The 20,984-nt window shown below is 72.3% G+C and carries 20 protein-coding genes; 8 read left to right on the top strand and 12 right to left on the bottom strand.

Translation table 11 applies throughout. The annotated features are described in order from the left end of the window. Nucleotides 1-170: 170 nt before the first annotated feature. The gene (locus ACH4J0_RS01565; protein WP_396235653.1) at nucleotides 171-923 is read right to left on the bottom strand and encodes an IclR family transcriptional regulator; all 753 of its coding nucleotides are present in this window, start codon (nucleotides 921-923) and stop codon (nucleotides 171-173) included. A gap of 96 nt (nucleotides 924-1,019) precedes the next feature. Continuing rightward, nucleotides 1,020-1,352 carry a putative quinol monooxygenase gene (locus ACH4J0_RS01560; RefSeq protein ID WP_396235652.1) on the bottom strand — a complete coding sequence of 111 codons (333 nt, stop codon included), beginning with the start codon at nucleotides 1,350-1,352 and terminating at the stop codon, nucleotides 1,020-1,022. Nucleotides 1,353-1,553: 201 nt separating this feature from the next. On the opposite strand from ACH4J0_RS01560, the gene ACH4J0_RS01555 reads away from it, so the two are divergent. After that, a complete protein-coding gene (locus tag ACH4J0_RS01555; protein WP_396235651.1) occupies nucleotides 1,554-2,333 on the top strand; it encodes a phosphotransferase in 780 nt (259 codons plus the stop codon). Nucleotides 2,334-2,425: 92 nt separating this feature from the next. Here the strand turns inward: ACH4J0_RS01555 and ACH4J0_RS01550 are convergent, their stop codons facing one another. The 7 genes from ACH4J0_RS01550 to ACH4J0_RS01520 form a co-directional block, all read right to left on the bottom strand. Then, nucleotides 2,426-3,433: an NADP-dependent oxidoreductase gene (locus ACH4J0_RS01550; RefSeq protein WP_396235650.1), complete on the bottom strand. Its 1,008-nt coding sequence runs from the start codon at nucleotides 3,431-3,433 to the stop codon at nucleotides 2,426-2,428. 331 nt (nucleotides 3,434-3,764) lie between these two features. Next, nucleotides 3,765-6,338, bottom strand: coding sequence for a collagenase (locus ACH4J0_RS01545; protein WP_396235649.1), 2,574 nt, complete (start codon nucleotides 6,336-6,338; stop codon nucleotides 3,765-3,767). Between the two features lie 101 nt (nucleotides 6,339-6,439). Continuing rightward, nucleotides 6,440-6,673 (bottom strand): hypothetical protein, encoded by a 234-nt coding sequence (locus tag ACH4J0_RS01540; protein ID WP_396235648.1) that lies wholly within the window; start codon nucleotides 6,671-6,673, stop codon nucleotides 6,440-6,442. A gap of 124 nt (nucleotides 6,674-6,797) precedes the next feature. Next, nucleotides 6,798-7,826: an LLM class flavin-dependent oxidoreductase gene (locus ACH4J0_RS01535; RefSeq protein WP_396235647.1), complete on the bottom strand. Its 1,029-nt coding sequence runs from the start codon at nucleotides 7,824-7,826 to the stop codon at nucleotides 6,798-6,800. Between the two features lie 208 nt (nucleotides 7,827-8,034). Further along, nucleotides 8,035-8,424, bottom strand: a complete 390-nt coding sequence (locus ACH4J0_RS01530; RefSeq protein WP_396235646.1) for an SCO5389 family protein — start codon at nucleotides 8,422-8,424, stop codon at nucleotides 8,035-8,037. Between the two features lie 103 nt (nucleotides 8,425-8,527). Further along, the gene (locus ACH4J0_RS01525; protein WP_396235645.1) at nucleotides 8,528-10,072 is read right to left on the bottom strand and encodes an MFS transporter; all 1,545 of its coding nucleotides are present in this window, start codon (nucleotides 10,070-10,072) and stop codon (nucleotides 8,528-8,530) included. Between the two features lie 175 nt (nucleotides 10,073-10,247). After that, nucleotides 10,248-11,204 (bottom strand): Lrp/AsnC family transcriptional regulator, encoded by a 957-nt coding sequence (locus ACH4J0_RS01520; protein WP_396235644.1) that lies wholly within the window; start codon nucleotides 11,202-11,204, stop codon nucleotides 10,248-10,250. Between the two features lie 159 nt (nucleotides 11,205-11,363). Here ACH4J0_RS01520 and ACH4J0_RS01515 point away from each other — a divergent pair, with 159 nt between their 5' ends. Beyond that, the gene (locus ACH4J0_RS01515) at nucleotides 11,364-12,866 is read left to right on the top strand and encodes an FAD-dependent monooxygenase (protein WP_396235643.1); all 1,503 of its coding nucleotides are present in this window, start codon (nucleotides 11,364-11,366) and stop codon (nucleotides 12,864-12,866) included. A gap of 18 nt (nucleotides 12,867-12,884) precedes the next feature. Here the strand turns inward: ACH4J0_RS01515 and cynR are convergent, their stop codons facing one another. After that, on the bottom strand, nucleotides 12,885-13,817 hold the full coding sequence (cynR, locus tag ACH4J0_RS01510; protein WP_396235642.1) for a transcriptional regulator CynR: 933 nt from the start codon (nucleotides 13,815-13,817) through the stop codon (nucleotides 12,885-12,887). A gap of 127 nt (nucleotides 13,818-13,944) precedes the next feature. Here cynR and ACH4J0_RS01505 point away from each other — a divergent pair, with 127 nt between their 5' ends. From ACH4J0_RS01505 to ACH4J0_RS01495, 3 genes are all read left to right on the top strand, one after another. Next, nucleotides 13,945-14,538: a carbonic anhydrase gene (locus ACH4J0_RS01505; protein ID WP_396235641.1), complete on the top strand. Its 594-nt coding sequence runs from the start codon at nucleotides 13,945-13,947 to the stop codon at nucleotides 14,536-14,538. An 86-nt stretch (nucleotides 14,539-14,624) separates the two neighbouring features. Beyond that, nucleotides 14,625-15,095 carry a cyanase gene (gene cynS / locus ACH4J0_RS01500; RefSeq protein ID WP_396235640.1) on the top strand — a complete coding sequence of 157 codons (471 nt, stop codon included), beginning with the start codon at nucleotides 14,625-14,627 and terminating at the stop codon, nucleotides 15,093-15,095. Nucleotides 15,096-15,318: 223 nt separating this feature from the next. After that, entirely contained in the window at nucleotides 15,319-16,173 is an 855-nt protein-coding gene (locus ACH4J0_RS01495) for a hypothetical protein (RefSeq protein WP_396235639.1), read from the top strand. 83 nt (nucleotides 16,174-16,256) lie between these two features. Here the strand turns inward: ACH4J0_RS01495 and ACH4J0_RS01490 are convergent, their stop codons facing one another. Next, nucleotides 16,257-16,472, bottom strand: a complete 216-nt coding sequence (locus tag ACH4J0_RS01490) for a hypothetical protein (RefSeq protein WP_396235638.1) — start codon at nucleotides 16,470-16,472, stop codon at nucleotides 16,257-16,259. A 122-nt stretch (nucleotides 16,473-16,594) separates the two neighbouring features. Here ACH4J0_RS01490 and ACH4J0_RS01485 point away from each other — a divergent pair, with 122 nt between their 5' ends. Together ACH4J0_RS01485 and ACH4J0_RS01480 are read left to right on the top strand one after the other, a co-directional pair. Next, complete coding sequence (locus ACH4J0_RS01485; RefSeq protein WP_396235637.1) at nucleotides 16,595-17,563, top strand: alpha/beta hydrolase; 969 nt, start codon at nucleotides 16,595-16,597, stop codon at nucleotides 17,561-17,563. Nucleotides 17,564-17,763: 200 nt separating this feature from the next. Further along, complete coding sequence (locus ACH4J0_RS01480) at nucleotides 17,764-19,401, top strand: alkaline phosphatase family protein (protein ID WP_396235636.1); 1,638 nt, start codon at nucleotides 17,764-17,766, stop codon at nucleotides 19,399-19,401. Nucleotides 19,402-19,552: 151 nt separating this feature from the next. Here ACH4J0_RS01480 and ACH4J0_RS01475 read toward each other — a convergent pair whose 3' ends face one another. Next, nucleotides 19,553-20,101, bottom strand: coding sequence for a YciI family protein (locus ACH4J0_RS01475; protein WP_396235635.1), 549 nt, complete (start codon nucleotides 20,099-20,101; stop codon nucleotides 19,553-19,555). A gap of 259 nt (nucleotides 20,102-20,360) precedes the next feature. On the opposite strand from ACH4J0_RS01475, the gene ACH4J0_RS01470 reads away from it, so the two are divergent. Continuing rightward, complete coding sequence (locus ACH4J0_RS01470) at nucleotides 20,361-20,912, top strand: RICIN domain-containing protein (protein WP_396235634.1); 552 nt, start codon at nucleotides 20,361-20,363, stop codon at nucleotides 20,910-20,912. Nucleotides 20,913-20,984: the final 72 nt, after the last annotated feature.

Genomic DNA, 20,984 nt, shown 5'->3' with positions numbered 1-20,984 from the left:
AACCGTTCTGCCGCAGGGTACTTGACGGGACCACCTGCAGAGGAACATGCGGTGCCGCAATCGGGCCAGCTGGTGTGAACGAGCTCGCAGCCTCTTTCACGTCAGCTGGCCCGATGTCGTTCCTCAGGCCTCAGAGCCTCAGGGACCCAGAGCCTCAGAGCTTCAGGGACTCAGGGCCGCTGGGAGGCTTCCCGGGCGGCCTGCTTGACGGCGGTGATCAGCTGGTGCCGACGGGTGCGCAGGTCCTCGGGGCGGACGGACAGCGAGACGCTGCCGATCACGGCGCCGTCGGCCGCCAGGACGGGGGCCGCCAGGCAGGCCAGCCCGGGGCGGGCTTCCTCGACGTCCAGGGCGACACCGGTCCGGCGGATCCGCCGGAGCTCCTGGTCGAGCCGTTCGGCGGAGGCGATGGTCTGCGGGGTGAACCGGCGCAGGCCGGGCTGTTCGAGGTAGCGGCGGCGCGCGGCCGGCCCGGCGGCGGCCAGGGCGATCTTGCCGTGCGCGTAGGCGTGGGAGCGAGGGTCGACGCCGATCGCGAGGTCGGGCTGCTCGTCGCCGTCGGCGGCGACGGTCCGCACGTCGGCGATCACCAGTCCGTCGCCCTGGTAGGCCACGTAGTTCGCGGAGGCGCGGGTGGCGTGCCGCGTCCGCGCGAGCACCCCGTCGATGCCGTCGGTCAGGCCCGCCTGCCGCTGGAACGCGCGGTGCAGTGCGGAGACCTGGTAGCCGAGGGTGTAGCCGCCGTCCGTGCGCACCAGGTAGCCCCGCTCGATGAGCGGGGTGAGGAGGGTGTAGACCGTCGACAGGGCGCACCCGAGCCCGCGGGCGAGGGCCTTGGCCGAGACCGGTGCGCTCGCCCGGGCGACCAGTTCCAGCACCTCCAGGGTGCGGTCGGCGGCGCGCGGCCCGCTCTGCCCGGCCATGACGGGTGTTCCTCCCGCTCGTCGTTCGTGGTCCCTCCAGTGTGCCGGTGACCGGACCGGGGGCGGTCACCGGCCCCCGGGCCCCGGCTCCCGGCCTCAGGACTCGCGGGGCGAGAGCTCTCCCATGAGGTCCCAGCCGTCACGGTCGGGGAGGTCGACGCTGAGGATCCTCGGCCTGGCGACGACCGCGCCGGACAGCGTCTCCATGGCCTGCCGGAAGTGCGCCGACTCGACGTGGGCCCGGCCGGCCGCGGCGTCGCGAAAGCCCTCCACGAGCACGTACTCGTCCGGGTCGTCCAGGCTGCGGGACCACTCGAAGAACAGGTTGCCCGGCTCAGCGCGCGTGGCCTCGGTGAAGTCGCGGACGACGGCCGGCCACTGCGCGCTCAGCTCGGGGCGGACGGGGAACTTCACGGTGATGAAGATCATGGCGGTCCTTCGGGTCGGGGAGGACGGTCGGGCCCCACGGTGCCCGAGCGCCGCCCGGCGGGGGAAGCGGACGGCGCCGCGATTCCGCCCCTGCCGGAAACCGCCGTGCCTCCGTGACCGCTGTCCGGCTGTACCGCACCGCCCGCGGGCGCGAGCTCCACCGGATTCGGCCGTGGGGGGCGGGCCGCTACGCTGCCTCCCGTGATCGAGGACGGCGCCACGGACAAGGGCAGTGTGACCACGGTCCGGCGGGTCGGCGAAACGATCCGCCGACCGGTCGGTGAGTGGACGCCCGCGGTCCACGCCCTGCTGGCCCACCTGGAAGCGGTGGGCTTCACCCGGGCCCCCCGGGTGCTCGGCGTCGACGGCACCGACGAGGTGCTGTCGCTGCTGCACGGCGAACCCGCCTTCGGACCGTGGCCGTCGCTGCTGCGGTCGACCGCCGGAATCGCCGAGCTCGGGCGCTGGCTGCGGGACTACCACGACGCCGTCCGGGACTTCCGCCCGCCGGCCGACGCCCGGTGGCGGGGCCAGGAGCAGGAGTGGCGGCCCGGCACGGTCATCCGGCACGGCGACCTCGGCCCGTGGAACTCCATCTGGAACGGCGACGGACTGGTCGGGTTCATCGACTGGGACTTCGCCGCGCCCGGCCACGCTCTCGACGACCTCGCGCAACTCGCTTGGTACGCCGTCCCGTTGCGCTCCGTCGAGAAGCAGCGGCGAGCCGCGGTCACCGGCGAGCGCGTCCTGCGGAGCCGCCTCCGCACCCTGTGCGCCGCCTACGGGGCCGAACCGGCGGCGGTGCTCGACGCGCTGGAAGCGCTCCAGACCCGCGAGGCGGGGCGCATCCGACGGCTCGGTGGGCTGGGCCAGGAGCCGTGGGCGGCCTTCCTCGCCCGCGGGGACGTGGCCGAGATGGCGGCCGAGCAGTCCTGGCTCCGCTCGGAGCGCACGGCCCTGCTCGGTGGTCCGGGTGCCTGAACGGCATCGACCGGGGCGCTGAGGCCGCTGTCGGAGGCGGGCCCGGGGTGGCCGCCGAGGTCCTCGGCGGCCACCCGACGGTCACGACGGGCTCACACCAGCCGCAGCACCAGCTTGCCCGTGTTCTCGCCGCGGAAGAGCATCCCGAGGGTCTCCGGGAAGTCGGCGACGGTGCCCTCGACCAGGTGCTCCTTGACCTTGATCCGGCCCTCGCCGATCCAGCCCGCGATCTCGGCCGCCGCCCGCGCGTACTGGCGGGCGTAGTCGAAGACCACGAACCCTTCCATCCGGGCCCGCCGCACCAGCAGCGACAGGTAGTTGGAGGGGCCCTGCACGGCCTGCTCGTTGTTGTACTGGCTGATCGCGCCGCAGACGACGACCCGGGCGTGCATCGCCAGCCTCGTCAGCGCGGCGTCCAGGATCGGGCCGCCGACGTTGTCGAAGTAGACGTCGATGCCGTCCGGGGCGTGGGTGCGCAGCGCCTTGCGGACGTCCTCGGAGCGGTAGTCGATCGCCGCGTCGAAGCCGAGCTCCTCGGTCAGCAGCGCACACTTCTCCGGCCCGCCGGCGATCCCGACCACCCGGCAGCCCTTCACCTTGGCGATCTGCCCGACCATCGTGCCCACCGCCCCGGCGGCGCCGGACACCACCACGGTCTCGCCCTCCTTGAGCGCGCCGACCTCCAGCAGCCCGAAGTACGCCGTCATCCCGGGCATTCCGAGCGCCCCGAGGTAGGTGGACAGCGGCGCGAGCGCGGGGTCGACCTTGAGCGCCCCCTTGCCGTCCGACACCGTGTAGTCCTGGACCCCGAAGGCTCCGACCACGTGGTCGCCGACCTGGAACTTCGGGTGGTTCGACGCCACCACCTCGACCACCGACCCGGCCCGCATCACCTCGCCCAGTCCCACCGGCGGCAGGTAGGACGGCCGGTCGTCCAGCCACCCGCGCATCGCCGGGTCCAGCGACACGTACCGCGTCCGTCCCAGGAACTCCCCGTCCCCCGGCACCCCCACCGGCTCCTCCGTATACGCCCAGTCCTCCGGCCGCACCTCACCGACCGGTCGACGGGCGAGGCGGATCTGGCGGTTGACGTCGGTCATGGCATCTCCTGGGGGGCGTACTCGGTCTCCGCATGGACAGGTGTCCGATTCTAAGCAAGCGCTTAGTCAAATGACCAGGGATTGTCCGGAGTCAGCGGGCCGTGCGTGCCAGGGGTGCAAAGGTGGGGGTCGAGCACCGACGGCCGCTCCGCCGGGTCGCCCCCCGTGCGTGGGGACCGGCGCCGGAGAGGAGAGCGGTAGGTGAGCAGAGCGCAGATCGGTCCCGGTGACTTCAGCCAGGTGTCCTGGACACCGGCAGGTTCTGACACGGCCCGAGCGGCGCGTCCCCGGCAGGGGGCGCGCCGCTCGGGCCGTTCGCGCGAGGAGTCCGTCAGTACTGGGTGCTGACGGTCACGCCGCTGAAGTCGGTGGCGGCGTAGAGGCTGACGTACCGGTAGCCGGCCGTGGTGTTGGTGACGGTGAGGGTCTGGGCGGTGCCGGGGTTGGTGGAGGCGGCGGTGTGGGTGGCCGGGGAGGCCCAGGTGTCGGGGTCGTAGTAGAGGGCCGCGTTGCCGGTGCCGCCGGAGGTGGAGACCTTCAGGGTGGTGGTGCCGGCCGGCAGGTAGAGGTAGAAGTAGTCGAGGTTGCCGGCGGTGCGGGCCTGGCCGGGGCGGGAGCAGTTCTGGCCGAGCGCGTCGGTGCGGGGGTCGGTGCAGGTCGGCAGGGCGGTGCCGCCGCCGGTGGTGACGGTGACCGAGGACGGGGTGGCGGCGGTCTTGCCGGCGCTGTCGGTGACGGTCAGGGCGACGGTGTAGGTGCCGGGGGCGGCGTAGGTGTGGACCGGGTTGCGCTCGTCGGAGCTGCTGCCGTCACCGAAGGTCCAGTGCCAGGAGGCCAGTTTCGCCTGCGAGTTGGTCTCGACGGACTTGTCGGTCAGCGTGACGGTGGCGCCGTCGACGGACTGGCCGAACAGGGCGGTGGGGCCGTCGGCGTAGCAGGCGCCGGCGGCGCAGGTGTTCAGCCAGCTGTCGAAGTCGGCGTCGTAGGAGGTGCCGAGGCCGTTGTAGACCGCGTAGCCGCCCTGGTAGTCCCCGGCGCGGAAGTGGCCGAGCATGTTCTGGATGTCGGCGGGGTGCTTCTCGAACATGTAGCGCACGGCGAGGTAGCCCCACGGGTAGGTGCGCACCGTGTCCGAGTTGTCGTAGGTGTTCTGGAAGATCGTGCTGAGCTTGTACCGGTGCGCGGCGGCCTCGTCCATCGCCTGGGTGTCGGTGGTGCCGCGGTAGGCGTAGGACTCGTACTCGGCGACGCCCTCGATCCACCAGATGTCCGGGACGGAGATCTCGGTGGAGAAGTTGCCCTTCATGTCGTAGATGTTGTCGAGGTAGTGGGTGTACTCGTGGTTGAGGTTCCACACGTTGGCGGGGAAGCCGTCGTTCCACGCCTTCCGGTACATCACCGACACGGGCTTGTTGTTGGGGTCGGTGACGTCCATGACGGTCTGACCGCCGTTGTCGGTGGAGTTGCCGTAGATCGCCCAGGAGTAGGTGAGGTAGTCGTCCCGGTTGGAGAACACGGCGAGGGTGATGGTCTTGCCGTACTGGTCGGGGACGGGTCCGTTGTCCTTGACGAGGTTGTGGAAGAAGGTGTCCTCGCCGCGCAGGCTCGCGCAGACGGTCGACAGCTCTGCGGGCGAGAGGTCCTCGGTGCGGATGGTGCGGTTGTCGCAGACCAGGCTGTTCGGCAGGACGGCCGCGGTGAGCTTGCCGGGCAGGTCGCAGGTGCCGTAGTAGGAGCACTGCGCGTTGTCGTACTGGTTGGCGTTGTACGCGGTGTAGACGTACAGCTTGCCGACGGCGCCGGAGATCGGGGTGGTGTCGAGCACCTTCTTGACCAGCGGCCTGGCGAAGGCCTCGACGCTGCCGCCGTCGCCGGCGGTGCGCGCCAGGTCGTTGCCCGCGTTGACGTCGAGGAAGGCGTTGGGGGTGGTGAGCAGGTCCTTGTGGTTCTGCGCGAAGTTCGCCAGCGTGGTGACCACGCTCGGGTCGGCGGTGACGGCGCTGACGTAGTCGGGGTTCCAGTTCGCCCGCCACAGCGGCGCCCACAGCACGGAGTTGACGGCGTTGACCATCTTCGGGAACGCGTTGTAGCCGTTGTCGTAGCCGTTCAGGACCTGCTGGTAGACCTTCAGGTAGTGCGCCTGGATGTTCGCGCTGTCGGTGAGGATCAGCACCTCGCTGAGCACGGTGCCGTTGGCGTCGCTGACGTCCTTGCGGTGCGCGTTCGCGAAGAAGGCGTCGAGGCCGGCCTGGACGGCGGTGGTGAGCGTGGCGTCGTACGGGCCGACGGCGCTCGCGTTGTTGGACTGGACGTAGTAGCCGGCCCGCAGGAAGAGCACGAGCTGCAGGAGGTTCGCGGAGTTGTCGCCGGTGTAGTTCGCCGCCTGGGCCCGGAAGGCGTTGGCGACGGTCAGCATCTGCGACTGCTTGAACACCTTGCCGGCGTCGGTCCCGGTGACGTTGAACAGCGTCTTGACGCAGTCCGTGGTCGAGCCCTGGACGAAGGAGACCAGGGCGGCGCCGCTGCGGCCGCCGAAGTCGGCGGGCGTGCAGCTGGGCGCGGCCGGGGTCTGCGCGGCCTGTGCGCGCTTGGCCGGCGCCGTGGCGTGGGGGTGGGGCGTGGTCTGGACGGCCGTCCCGGTCGGCTGGAGGGCCTGCCCGAGCAGCTCCGCGGGGAGCGGCGGGGCCGTGCGGCCCAGGTCTTCGGAGGAGTCGGCGGCGATCTCGGCGCCGAACGGCTTCGGCGCGACCGTCCCGGTCTGAACCCCGGCGGCCTCGGCCTGGGGCGTCGGGTTCGAGGCCGCGACGGTCGTCGGGGAGGCGGCGAGCGCGGGGGTCGGTAGCAGGGTGGCGGGGCCGGCGAGGGCGGCGGCCACCAGGAGCGGAAGGGATTGGCGCAGACGCACTGCGGTGTCCTTGTCCTGAGGTGGGGGAGGTGACGCGGCGTCGGCCACGAGGCGAGGGGGTTGACGTGTGACCTGTCACCGGAATCAGGGTCAGAACAATGTCACAGGTTATATGTCATCGCAAGGGTGTGCGCAGGAGCGGCTCCGGGCAGTCGGTGGAACTCGAGGATGGGGCCGGCGTGGAGCAGGGCGACCTGGGTGGCGGCCGTCAGCTCGGCGACCGAGACGAGGATGCCCTGCATGGTGGCCATGAAGGTCCGCTCGTCGTGGTGGCGCGGGCTCTGCCTGCCGGCCTCGACGTCCTTGCGCGAGGTCCGGTAGATCACGTCGATCATGGGCAGCACGTAGCAGTGGACCGCGTTGAAGAGTGTTGAGGCTGGTGACGGCCTGGTCGCCGGCCCGGAAGCAGGAGCGCGTCATTCGAGCAGCGCAAACGGCCGGTGCGGTGGCCCGGCCTCGTCAGGCTGCGGGCGACCAGCCGAGGGCCGGGCCGAGGCGGGTGGCGAGGTCGGTGAGGATCTGCACGTAGTCCTCGTGTGCGAAGGTGAAGGGCAGGGCGAAGGCGACCTCGTCGACCTCCCGGTAGCCGGTGTGGGCGTGCAGCCGTTCGGCGAGTTCCGCGGAGCTGCCGACGAGGTCGGGGGCGAAGAGCAGCCGGGCCGGGCCCTGCGGGGCGAGGGTGCGCGGAGTGCGGGCGAGGGCGTACGCCTGGTACTTGGCGCGCTGCTCGGGGGTGGCGCTGTCGGTGGGGACGACCACCAGGCCCTGGGAGACCCGGGCGCGTTCGCCCTCGGGGTGCACGGCGCGGAAGGCGCGGATCTGCTCGGCCTGGATCCCGGCGAAGTCCGGTGCCAAGTCGGCCGGTTCGGGCTTGACCACACTGCTGGTCAGCAGGTTGAGCCCCTGCTCGCCGGCCCAGCGGGCCGAGCGCAGGCCGGCAGCGCCGTACCAGAGCCGCCCGGCCAGGCCGGGGGAGTGCGGCTGGACGCGGCGCGAGTACACCTCGATGCCCTCGGTGCCGGCGAAGTCGGAGGCGTCCTCGCCGCGGACCAGGGCGATCAGCCGTTCGGCGCGGCGGTGGCCGAAGTCCTCTTGGTCGCCGGTGTCCGGGTAGAGGGCGCCTCGCACGTGCTCGTAGTGGGTGGGCGGGCCGACGCTGAAGCCGGGGTTGAGCCGGCCGCCGGAGAGCAGGTCGACGGTGGCGAGGTCCTCGGCGAGCCGCAGCGGGTTCTCCCAGCCGAGCGGGGTGACGGCGGTGCCGAGCTGGATGCGGCTGGTGCGCTGGGTGGCGGCGGCGAGGACGGCGACGGGCGAGGAGATCCCGTACTGGAGGTGGCGGTGGCGCAGCCACGCGCTGTCGAAGCCGAGCCGCTCGCCGAGGGCGATCAGGTCGAGGGTGGACTCGTGGCCCCGGCGCGGGTCGGCCTCGTCGAAGAGCCCGATGGTGAGGAAGCCGAGCTTCCGCAGCGGGCGGGGGAAGGGCGGCATGGTGGCGGCTCCGCGTGGGATCCTGCGGCCCCGGGGAGGGCCGGACGGGTGGGGCCCGTCGACCGTACGCAGGCCCTCCGCGGCGCCACAAGATCGCCGTGCGATCCGGACAGCGGATCGCAACGGGCCGCAACGCGGCGCAACGCGGGGGCGCGTACGACGGGCGCCCACCCCTGCCGGGTGGGCGCCCGCCACGGGCTGCCGCCGGTCAGCAGCTGCGCAGCTCCGGGCTCTGGTTGCGGATCTGGTTGTGCAGCGAGGTGAACTCGCGGTAAGCCTCGCTGTCCTCGCAGCCGGGGCGGAAGGCTCCGACGCGGTGGCAGTTGACGAAGGCGAGCCTCACGCCGAAGTGGTCCTCCAGGCTGCCGCGGATGGCGTTGCTGGCGAGCGCGCGCAGCAGCTGGGCGCGCTGCTCGTCGCTGGGCGTGGTGTTGTCGGTGGTGAACTCGGCCTCGGTGGCGGCGAGTTCGGTGCTGAGTCCGGCGACGACCTGGTAGGCGTACGGGAGCGAGGCGCGGACGGTGTCGAGGAAGTCGGCCTCGTCCACGCGGCCGTTGCGGGCCTGGTCGAGCAGGGCGGGGGAGACGTCGAGCGACATGGGGGTCCTCTTTCGCGGGGCGCGCACGGGCGCGGTCGGGGGATGGTTAACGAAGATGAAAACCATTTGCGTAAAGGACTGTCCTGGACGCCCCGACGGTCTGTCAAGTACCGCCCCCCGAAGGGCTGACGCCCGGCGCCTGCGGCACCCGCCGCACCTTGATGACGAACACCGCGATCAGCACCGCGAGCGCGGCGAACACCAGGCCCATCCGGAAGGCGGTCGCGATGCCGTGCACCAGCACCTCCGAGGAGTACGGTGCCGGCAGCTTCCCGCTCGCCCGGAACCGGGCGGCCTGCTGCGCGGTGGCCTGCCGGAGGAACGCGCCGACCTGCCGCCCGGCCTCGTTGCGGCTGGCCGTGCCGTACACGGTGACCAGGATCGACAGGCCGAGCGAACCACCCACCTGCTGGGTGGTGTTGAGCATCCCGGTGGCCGCCCCGGTCTCGTGCGGTGCCACGTGCGAGACGGCGGTGAGCATCGCCGGGACGAAGATCGAGCCCATGCCGAAGCCGAACAGCAGCGTCGGCCCGAGGACGCCGCCCGCGAAGGTGCTGTGGACGTCGATCCGGGTCGCCCAGAACACCCCGCAGAACACCAGCACCGAGCCGGTGACCAGGAACGGCTTCGGGCCCCACCGCAACTGGTTGCGCGCGGCGAACTGGGCGGCCGCGACGATCGCCGCGCTGATCGGCAGGAAGGCGAAACCGGCCCGCAGCGGGCTGTAGTCCAGGATGTCCTGCACGAACAGGGTGATGAAGAAGAAGATGCTGAACATCGTGGCCGCCACGCACAGCATCAGCCCGTACACGCCGGAGCGGTTGCGGTCGCGGAAGAGGTGCAGCGGGGTGATCGGCTGTGGCACCCGCCGCTCGTTCACCAGGAAGGCGGCCAGCAGCGCGACCGCCAGGCTGAACGCGGTGAGCGTGACGGCGTCCGTCCAGCCGTGCTCGGAGGCCCGGATGAATCCGTACACCAGCGACACCATGCCCCCCGTCGCGGTGAACGCGCCGGTCAGGTCGAAGCGCCCGGGGTGCCGCTCGGACTCGTTGATGTACAGCGGCGCCAGCACGGCGATCGCGATGCCGATCGGCACGTTGACGAACAGCACCCACCGCCAGGACAGCCAGGAGGTCAGCATGCCGCCGAGCAGCAGACCCACCGCGCCGCCCGCACCGGCGACGGCGGAGTAGACGCCGAAGGCCCGGTTGCGTTGCGAGCCCTCCTTGAAGTTGGTGGCGATCAGCGCCAGCGCGGTGGGCGAGGCGATCGCCCCGCCCATGCCCTGGAGGGCCCGGGCCGCCAGCAGCCAGGCCGAGGACTGGGCGGCCCCGCCGAGCAGCGAGGCCAGGCTGAACACCAGTACGCCGACGATGAACACCCGTCGGCGGCCGAGGATGTCGCCGGTGCGCCCGCCGAGCAGCAGCAGGCCGCCGAAGGTGAGGGTGTAGGCGTTGATGACCCAGGACAGGTCGGTGGTGGAGAACCTCAGCGCCTGCTGGATGTGCGGCAGGGCGATGTTCACGATCGTGATGTCGAGGACCACCATCAGTTGGGCGGCCGCGATGACGGTGAGCGCTATCCCCGGGTGCTGGCCCCGACGTGCGGTCGCGGGCGAAGCCGGGGCCAGGGCGGGAGAGGTGGCCATGGCAGGTTCCCCAATGGCTCGGGGGCGGCGAACGGCGGGCAGGGGACGGATTCGTTCGCCACCCTTGACAGTAGCCCCGGGGGATAGGGAACACAACCGTTCATTACGGACAAGAGGTGATTTCCGGACAACCGCCGATCAGGGGTGGGGGAGCGGCTCGGTGCCCCGGGGGGCGTCACGCCCGGTTCGCGGCCTGTTTGACGGTGCGGATCACCGGCGCCGTCTCGACCTGGAGGACGGCCGGGAGCGCGGCGACCCGGGTCGTCAGGTAGCGGTACAGCGCCCGCTGGTCCGCGCACACCACGGTGGCGTACAGGTTCGTCGGGCCGGTCGTGGCGGCGGCGAAGGCCACTTCGGGGTGGCCTGCCAGCACCTGGCCGGCCTCTTCCAGGTGAGGGGGAGCGACCGAGAGCCACAGCAGGGTCCGGATGCTGAAACCGAGCAGGTGCTTGTCGCAGTCGACGTCCAGGTAGAGCACCCCGCGTTCGCGCAGCTCCGTCATCCGGCGCCGGACCGTCGTCGGCGACCAGCCGGTCAGTGCGGCCAGCTGTTCGAAACCGGCGCGGCCGTCGGCGGCGAGCAGTCTGCGGTCGCCGTCGTCGAGCCGCACCGGGCCGGGCCGGTGCGGCAGCGGAGGCGGGCGCAGGGCCTCGACGGCCTCCGCGTCCAGCGGGCCCAGCTTGGCGATGAGGCTGTCCGGGCCGCCGTAGAAGGTGTGCAGCACGGCGTGGGCGCTCACCCCCTCGACCCGCGGGGTGCGCGGCAGTCGGGCCAGCAGCAGCGCTTCGCTGTCGGCCTCGCTCTCGGTGCGGACCGTGCAGGTGATCTCGGTGCCGCCGGAGGAGAGGCTCACCCAGGAGGTCTCGGGGCGCCGGGCCAGTGCCTCGGCGACCGCGACCGACGCGGACGGCGCGCAGCGCACCCGCAGGAGCCACCGCACCGCGCCCAGCGCGGCCGGGTCGACCCCGCCGAGCACCCGCACCGCGCCGGTCGAGCGCAACCTGGCGTACCGGCGGGCGACGGTGCGGTCCGACACCCCGAGGACGGCGGCGATCGTGCTGAACGGGGCCCGGCCGTCCACCTGGAGGGCGTGCACGAGGCGGCGGTCCAGCTCGTCGTAGTCGGATTCCACCGCGCCGAGCGTAGTGGGTGTCGGATCCCGCCGCCATCGCTCCGGTCACTCGCCCAACGGCCCTTGGTGGGGCGAGCGTTGTTCCCGTCATCAGAACCGCCGGTCGACGGCGCGGCCGTTCGACGACACGGCAGATCGACGAGAACCAGGGAGAGAAACATGGACACCGACGTACTCATCGTCGGCGCGGGCCCGACCGGGCTGACGGCGGCCAACGAACTGCTGCTGGCGGGCGCATCGACCGTAGTGGCCGACCGGCTGCCGCGACGCAGCGCCCTGTCCCGCGCCGGCGGCGTGCAGTCCCGCACGGTGGAGGCGCTCGACCAGCGCGGCCTGCTGGAACCGCTGCTGGCCGCCGGGGACCACCCGGTCGGCACCACCCACTTCATCGGCATCCCCCTGCCGGCCGACAGCGCCTCCCGCCCCCGCCTGCCCTGGCGCTCCGTCCCGCAGGTCGAGCTGGAGGGCTTCTTCGAAGGCCACCTCGCCACACAGGGCCTGCACGTCCGGCGCGACCACGAACTGGTCGGCCTCGTCCAGGACGAGGAAGCGGTCACCGCGACCTTCGCCAACGGCCGTACCGTCCGGGCCCGTTACCTCATCGCCGCGGATGGCGGCCACAGCACCGTGCGCTCGCTATTGAAGGCCGGGTTCCCCGGCCGGGCGGGCACGGCGACCACGGTCGCCGCCGACGTCCGGCTCAGCGGCACCGAGGACCTGGGGACGCACCACCGCGCCGCGGACGGCACCTGGGCGGCGGTGTTCCCGCTCGGCACCGACGGCCGGGGCAGGCCGCTGCGCCGCCTCGCCCTCGGCGGTCCGGGCCGGTCGGTGCCCAGGGACGTCCCGATCACCGAGGAGGAGATCCGCTCCGGGCTGCGGACCGTGTTCGGCGACCGGGTGCGGCTGCTCGAACTGTGCCACGCCCGCCGGATCACCAATGCGGCCCGGCAGGTCGCCGAGTACCGGCACGGGCGGGTGTTCCTGGCCGGCGACGCGGCCCACGTCCACCTCCCGCTCGGTGCCCAGGGCATGAACACCGGCATGCAGGACGCCTTCAACCTGGGCTGGAAGCTCGGCGCCGCCGTGCGCGGCTGGGCGCCGGAGGGCCTGCTCGACAGCTACCACACCGAACGCCACCTGGCCGGCGCCCAGGTGCTGCGCCACGTCCAGGCGCAGAGCCTGCTGATGGACTGGGTGGGCAGCGGCGACCCTGAGGTGACGGCCGCCCGGGAGCTCTTCACCGAGCTGGCCCGACTGCCGGAGGTGCGGCGCCGTCTCGGCGACCTGATGGCCGGGATGGCCACCCGCTACCCGATGCCGGACGTCGTCCCCCATCCGCTGCTCGGCGGCCCCGCACCGGACCTGGACCTCGGCGCGGCCCGACTGCACGAACTGCTGCGCTCGGGACGCGGGGTGCTGCTCGACCCGCGGGACGCCCTGGCCGAGGCCGTCGCTCCCTGGTCGGACCGGGTCGACCGGGCCGGCCGGGGCGCCGCGGTCGAGCCGATGCTCGTCCGCCCGGACGGCTACGTCTGCTGGGTCGGCACCCCGGACGCCGAGGGCACCTCGGACGCCGATGGCGCTTCGGACGTCGAGGGTGCCCTAAAGACCCTGCGGCCGTCCCTCGCCCGCTGGTTCGGCGGCCCGTCCGCCGGGTGACCGTGGCCGGCCCGTCCCTCAGGAGGCCGGCGGGTAGCCGCGGGTGCGGACGAGGGCGTGGGTGAGGTCGGTGAAGGCGCGGGTGGCGGCGCTGCGGTAGGCGTCGGCGCGCAGCAGCAGGGTGACGGTGCGAGTGGGGAGAGGAGGGTCGAGCGGGACCCGGGCGAGGCGGGGGTGGTCGTGGGTGACGGCCTCGGGCAGGACGGTGGCGAGCTGGGTGCGCTGGACGACCTCGGTGAGGGCCTGGACGGAGTTGGCCTCGACGGCGATGCGCGGGCTGACGCGGTGCTGTGCGAAGTAGCCGTCGATGTGTCCACGGGTGGCGAAGTCTCCGCTGAGCAGGGCCAGTTGTCGATCAGCGAGGTCACGGGCGGGGAGCGCGCCGGGCTGGTCGGCGCCGGACTGGTCAGCGGCGGGGTGGCCGGTGGTGACGCTCGCGGTGACCAGGGTGAGGGTCTCGGTGAACAGGGCGGTGGCGGCGACGCCGGGCAGGTGCGGCCCCTGGAAGGCGATGCCGAGGTCGAACTCGTCGGTCAGCAGCCCGGCTTCGATGCGGTCCTGGCTGGTCTCCCGCACCGTCAGGGTGATGCCGGGGTGCCGGGCGTGGAGTTCGGCGGTGAGCGGGCCGACCAGGTAGGCCGTGAAGGTGGGCGTGACGGCCAGGCGCAGCTGCCCCCGTGAGAGGTCCTGGACGTCGTGGACGGCGCGTTCGGCGGCGGCCAGGTCCCGCAGCGCGCCGCGGGCGTGGTGGGCGTACGCCTGGCCGGCGTCGGTGAGGCGCACGGTCCGTCCGGTGCGGTCCAGCAGCTGGGTGCCGAGGGCCCGTTCGAGCTGCTTGACCTGCTGGGACAGTGTGGGCTGGGAGATGTGCAGCTCCTCGGCGGCACGGGTGAAGTTGCCGTGGTCGGCCACGGCGAGCAGGTAGCGCAGGTGGCGCAGTTCCAGGGCCATGGGAGCAACTATAGATGGCAGCAATGAGATCCATGGTTTCTGCGTCTTGGACACTATAGAAGCAGGTCATGCACAGTGGATCTCGACGGGCCCCACCGGCCCGGCCGCCACGAAAGGAAGTGACCCCATGCGTGACTTCGCCCAGGGCATCGCACGCTTCCAGCAGGACGTCTTCCCAGCCAGGGAGGAGCTCTTCACCCGCCTGGCCGCCCATCACGCCCCGCACACGCTGTTCATCGGCTGCTCCGACGCCCGCGTCGTGCCGGAGCTGATCACCGGATCGGAACCGGGCGAGCTGTTCGTCATCCGCACCGCCGGGAACCTCGTGCCCGCCTACACCCCCGGGGCCGACGGGGTCACGGCGAGCATCGAGTACGCCGTCGCGGCCCTGGGCGTGCGGGACATCGTCGTCTGCGGGCACTCCGCGTGCGGCGCCATGACCGCCCTCGCCCACGGCCACGACCTGAGCGGTGCCCCGGCGGTCGCCGACTGGCTGCGGCTCGCCGACGCCTCGGTGGCCCGGACCGCCACCGCCGGGGACGTGCCGGCCCTGGTGCGGCACAACGTGCTCGCCCAACTGGCGAACCTGGCGACCCACCCGTCCGTCGCCCGCGCCCTCGCCGAGCAGGCGGTCACCCTGCGCGGCTGGGTCTTCGACATCGCCACCGGCGGCGTCGAGGACCTCACCCCGGACGGCCGCACAGCCGTGCTCGCGGCCTGACCCGGAAACACAACCCGGACACACCACCCCTGAACCCGGCGGCTCCGCGCACGATCCGCGCAGCCGCGAACCCGAAAGGAACCTCCATGGTGCACGCCCAGTTCGACCCCACCGCCCGTCAGGCCCTCGCCGTCGCCGCCGTCGACGCCAAGATCCGCAAGGACCTCAGCTGGCAGCAGATCGCCGACGCCTCCGGCCTGTCGGTCGCCTTCACCACCGCCGCCGTCCTGGGCCAGCACGCCCTGCCCGAGGACTCCGCCAAGGCCGTCGCCGCCCTGCTCGGCCTGGACGACGACGCGGCGCTGCTGCTCCGGACCGTTCCCACCCGCGGCTCGATCCCCGGCGCGATCCCCACCGACCCGACCATCTACCGCTTCTACGAGATGCTCCAGGTCTACGGCACCACTCTCAAGGCCCTCGTCCACGAGCAGTTCGGCGACGGCATCATCTCCGCGATCAACTTCAAGCTCGACGTGAAGAAGGTCGCCGACCCCGAGGGCGGCGAGCGGGCCGTCATCACCCTGGACGGCAAGTACCTGCCGACCAAGCCCTTCTGATCCGCCCCCTGGCTGATCCGGTCCCACGGCGGGGCGGGCTCGCCGCCCGCCCCGCCCACCGTTCGACTTGAGGGCCGACGCCCCCGACGCCCGACGTGCGAGGGCTGCCGTTCGGGTGATGTTCCGCCGGTCGGGGCGGTGGCAGCCCCTCGGCCTCGTTGAATCCGGTGATCCAGCCACGAGGAGTCGCGAGTGCAGCGACCGTACCGAGCAGGGAGACCGGGTGAACGATCAGGCCGCCTTCGATCACGAACGAGCCCCGGGCAAGGCCCGTTTCGACGACATCTACGACCAGCCGGATCCCCGGGCCTACTTCGCCAGGCTGGCGCCGCTCGAGTACCAGATCCCGCACCATGCGCAGGCGGAGTTCCGCCGTACGCTCGCCGAGCGCACTCGGGCGGCCGACTGCGCGGGCGAGGTCGCCGTTCTCGACCTGTGCTGCTCGTACGGCATCAACGCGGCGCTGCTCAACCACGATCTGACGCTCGCGGACCTCTATGCCCACTACACCGACCCCGCGCTGGGGCGTTTGACCACGGCGGAACTGGTCGAGCGGGACAAGCAGTTCTACACCGCCCGACGCCACCGCCATGCCGTACCGGTCATCGGTCTCGACATCGCGGGCAACGCGCTCTCCTACGCACTGGCCGTGGGACTGCTGGACGACGCCTGTTCGGTCAACCTCGAGCACGACGAACCGAACGCATCGGTGCGCCGTGCGATGGCGCACACCGGCCTGATCGTCTCCACCGGTGCCGGAAGCTACATCACCGCTCGCACCGTCTCCGCCCTGCTGGACCAGGCCCGCCGCCCCGTGTGGATCAGCGCCTTCATCCTGCGCACGGTCGACTACCGGCCGGTCATCGACCGCCTGCGCTCCTACGGACTGATCACCCGCTCGGACCCGGCCGACCTGTACCCCCAACGACTCTTCGCCACCCCGGACGAACAGCACCACGCCGTGGCGGCGGTACTGCGAAGCGGTCAGGAGCCCCACGGCCGGGAAAGCGCAGGACGGTACTACGCGAGGCTGTACCGCTCCCGCCCCGCCACCGCGTGGGCCGACCAGCCGGACTGACGGGCCCGAACCGGGGGCGACGGGTGTCTTCCTGTGAGGGGCCCGGGCGTGACCGAGATCGCTTGGGGGTCTCGACGGGTTCCTCAGGGCGTCGGCGCCGTGAGGAACCGCTGGACCGTGGGTTCGAGCCAGTTCACGATCGCCTCGCGGCCGAGTTCCACGCTCGCCGGGAATCGCGGCACGTAGCGCGTCAGCGCGAGGCCGGGCACGGTGGAGGCGCACCGTGCCGCCCGCGCCGGCGCCAGCTCCGGCTCCGGGCCGATCCGGCGGACCAGCGGGATCAACTGCTCGCGCAGCACGCGAGGAGATCGGCCGCACGCTGTGCCGAGCCGGCCGGGCTGGCAAGCTGGGGGGGTCGGGGCGCCGCCGGGTGCCCCTCGGCGATGGGGGTGCTGGGGTGGGTGGCTCGGTGGCTCGACGGGTGCCTCCGTTGGATCCGCAGGTCCGGGACGCGGTGGCGGCCGCGGGTGCGAGGGCGCGCGAGGTGCTCACCCCGGAGGGGCTGACGGCCTGGCAGGAGCGGGACGCCGACGCCCGGCCCCGCCCGACGCTCGACCAGTTGTGCGACGGCGGCCGGTTCGAGGTGGCGGAGCTGCGGGTGCCGCGGGCCGACGGCGGGGGAGAGGTCACGCTCGTCCATGGGCGGCCCGCCGGAGTCGGCGGCGCCCTGCCGGTGCTGTACTACCTGCACGGCGGTGGAATGGTGACGGGCAACGCGTGGTCCGTCCTGCCGCGGCTGTTGCGCTCGTGGGCGCTGCCGCTGGGTTTGGCGGTGGTGTCCGTCGAGTACCGGCTCGCGCCGCGCACCCGCTTCCCCGGCGCCGTGGAGGACTGCTACGCCGGGCTCGCCCGGGTGGCCGAACACGCCGACGCGCTGGGCCTGGACGCACGGCGCCTGGTGATCGGCGGGAAGAGTGCCGGTGGTGGGCTCGCCGCCGCCCTGGCCCTGCTGGCGCGTGACCGCGGCGGTCCGACCCCGGTCGGCCAACTGCTGCTGAGTCCGATGCTCGACGACCGCGGCGACACCTTCTCCAGTCGCCAGATGGCCGGTCATGACACCTGGGACCGCACCTCGAACGCCACCGCCTGGCAGGCCGTGCTCGGCGACCGGTACGGTGCCGCCGACCTCTCGCCGTACGCCGCCCCGGCCCGTGCCACCGATCTGGGCGGACTGCCCGCCGCGTACGTCGAGGTGGGGTCCGCCGAGACCTTCAGGGACGAGGCCGTCGCCTACGCCGACGCGATCTGGCGGGCGGGCGGCGAGGCCGAACTGCACGTGTGGCCCGGCGCCTGCCACGGCTTCGACACCCTCGCCCCGCACGCGGCCGTGTCGCGGGACGCCCAGGACGCGCGCACCCGCTGGCTGCGGCGCGTTCTCCCGTCGGAGTGAGGAGTCGCGACAGCTGGCCGCATTGACCGGGCATGCTCAGCAACTACCAAGGAGCATACACGAGTTGGTGAGAACTGGGTAAAACCGAACATCTCTCCGCGAGCCGGTCCGGCGCTGTTCATCCGCCGGCCGCCGCCGGTACACCGAGGACTCCCAACCTAGGGGCCGCCACCTCCCCTCCCCCTCCACAGGAGCCCTCCGTGACCCGTCGTTACCTCCGGCTGGCCGCCACCCTCGGCGCCGCCGGTGTGCTGGCCGGATCCACCGTCGCCCAGGCCGCCGCCGCCGAGGAGGGCCGCGGTGCCCACGCCGAGCACGTGCTGCTGGTCTCGGTCGACGGCCTGCACCAGTCGGACCTGGCCCGGTTCGTGGCCGCGCACCCGCAGTCGGCCCTGGCCCGGCTGGTCCGCGGCGGCGTCGAGTACACCCACGCCGGCACCACCAACCCCTCCGACTCCTTCCCCGGCATGGTCGCGCAGCTGACCGGCGGCGGCCCCGGCACCACCGGCGTCTATTACGACGACACCTACGACGCCGCCCTGCTCCCGGCCGGCACCACCGACTGCAAGGCTGCCGAGCCCGGTGCCGAGGTCGACCTCACCGAGGACCTGGACCGGAACCAGGACTCCATCGACGCCGGCCAGGGCCTGGCCGGCCTGCCCGGCTCCATCCTGAAGATGACCGGCCGGCCGCAGACCCTGATCGACCCGGCCAAGCTGCCCGTCGACCCGCGGACCTGCAGGCCAGTCCAACCGCACTCCTACCTCCAGGTGAACACCGTCTTCGAGGTGGCCCGCCAGGCCGGGCTGCGCACCGCGTGGTCGGACAAGCACGCCGCCTACGACATCCTCAACGGCCCCTCCGGAGAGGGCATCCAGGACCTCTTCACCCCGGAGATCAACAGCAAGGCGACCGGCTACGACGGCGACTGGACCAAGGACAACCAGGCCACCGAGCAGTACGACGCGTACAAGGTGCAGGCCGTCCTCAACGAGATCGACGGCTACGACCACGGCCGCGCGCAGCAGGTCGGCACCCCGGCGGTCTTCGGCCTGAACTTCCAGTCCGTCTCCACCGCGCAGAAGCTCAAGAGCTCCGAGGGCCTCCAGGGCGGCTACGTCGGCAAGGGCGTGCCCGGCCCGCTGGTCGAGAAGAACCTGGAGTTCGTCGACCGGCAGATCGGCGCGCTGACCGACGAGCTGCGCAAGCAGCACCTGGACGGCTCCACCACCGTCATCCTCTCGGCGAAGCACGGCCAGTCCCCGATCGACCCGACCGCGCTCAACCGGATCGACGACGGTCCGCTGCTGGAAGGCCTCGACACCGCTTGGAAGGCCGCCCACCCGGGCGCCGGAGACCTGGTCGCCCACGCGGTCGACGACGACGGCGTGCTGCTCTGGTTGAACGACCGCTCCACGGCCGCCACCGGGTTCGCCAAGGACTACCTGCTCGCGCAGAACGGCAACGGCGTCGACATCGACGGCAAGGCCCGGCCCTTCACCGAGAGCGGAGTCCAGAAGGTCTATGCCGGTGCGGCAGCCGCCGACTACTTCCACGTCGAGCCGGGCGACGCCCGGGTGCCGGACGTCTTCGGCGTCGCCCAGTACGGCGTCGTCTACACCGGCGGCAGCAAGATCGCCGAGCACGGCGGCGCCCACGCCGACGACCTGAACGTGCCGTTGGTCGTCTCCGGCGCGGTCACCCCGGACGGCGTCCGCCACGACGAGAAGGTCGAGACCAAGCAGATCGCGCCGACGATCCTGAAGCTGCTCGGCCTCAAGCCGAACGCCCTTCAGGCCGTCCGCGAGGAGCACACCCGGGTGCTGCCGCTCCGCTGACCACCCGGATCCCCGGTCGATCGGAGCACCGGAAGCCCCGCCAGCCGGATGAGCGCACGATCGAGATGAGCGCCCCGAGCGGCCGTACGCCAACCGCGCACGGCCGCTCGTCCACGACTGCCTTCGGAAACGACCACTCCTCCGGCCCTGGCTACGACGGACGCCCGCCGAAGGTCCACCTGCGCACCTCGACGTCGTCGTACCGCTCCGGGGTCAGTACGGCGCGGGCGGCCTTCGGGTCCGGCGCCCGGAGCAGTACGGCCGTGCCCAGCCAGGCGGCGCCGTCGTCGGACAGGAGCGGCCCGTAGACGATCAGTTCGTCCCGGTCGGCAGGCACGGTGAGGTCGGCGGGCCGCCCCGTGCCGAGGCCGAGCACCAGGTAGTGGTTGCCGTCGGTTCCGCCGCCGGGGAAGTCCCACATGGTGCGCCCCAGCAGGTTGCGCCAGCGCCGCAGCAGCACGTCGCGGTAGACGCCGGCCTGGTAGCCGGGCTCGTCGAAGGCGAAGGCGCGGGCGGCGGCGGGATCGGGCAGGTCGACGACGTGGACGCTGCCGGTGGGGGTGTCATCGTCGTCGAGGGTCGGGCCCCGGGCGATCAGCTCGTCCGCGTACCGGTCCATGTAGGACCAGTGTTCTTCGCGCACCTCGTGGCGCAGCGCCACGGAGCCGGGCCGGTCGCGGTGGTAGCAGAGGAACTCCATGCTCGCAGTCTCCCGTCAAGTGGGCGGCACGATCCAGCACCGGGGGTCCGGGCCGCAAGTGTCGGGCGAACGTCGGGCGAACGTCGTGGCCGCGGACGTACCGGGGCCGCGAGGATGGGTCACGTCAGCCGGTCAGCTGACACGGCGAGCGCCACGGAGCGCGGCACCGGTCCGGCCCGGTCGGGGTTCGGCAGGGTCAGTGCCGCCTGCGGGAAAGTGCACGTGCTCCGTCCGCTCACTCATGCTGCGAGGAGAGTTCATGCGCAAGCAGATCTGCACCGGTTTCGGAATCCTGGCCCTGGTGACGGCCGCCCTCGGCGCGGGCGTCGGGTCGGCTTCGGCCGCCGACAGCCGCGCGAACACCGGTACGGTCCGCGCCGCAGCGGCGCTGAACTACGTGGGCCAGTACCGGATCCACAACAGCTACAACGGCAAGTGCCTGGATGCGGACCTGAACACGATCGGCGCCAACGGCACCAAGGTCCAGCTGTGGGACTGCAACGGCTGGACCAACCAGAACTGGACCCTGTGGACCGACGGCACCGTCGACTACATCCAGAACAACTACAGCGGCCGCTACCTGGACGCGGACCTGAACACGATCGGCGCCAACGGCACCACGGTCCAGCTGTGGGACTACAACGGCTGGTCGAACCAGCGGTGGAACTTCGCCAGCTACGGCGTGGTGAACGGCTACAACGGCCGCGTGCTGGACGCGGACCTGAACACGATCGGCGCCAACGGCACCAAGGTCCAGCTCTGGGACAGCAACGGCTGGTCCAACCAGACCTGGACGCTCGAAGCGATCTGACCCCCACCCACCCTGGCCCCGCCCCTCGCCGGGTCTTCCGGCAGCCTGCCCCACCAGAGCTGCCGGAAGACG

It is taken from the genome of Kitasatospora sp. NPDC017646 (assembly GCF_044329365.1).
In the GTDB taxonomy this organism is placed as follows: Bacteria; Actinomycetota; Actinomycetes; order Streptomycetales; family Streptomycetaceae; genus Kitasatospora.
Note: the sequence above shows the minus strand (reverse complement) of the source record. Positions and strands in the feature narration are given on the sequence as shown.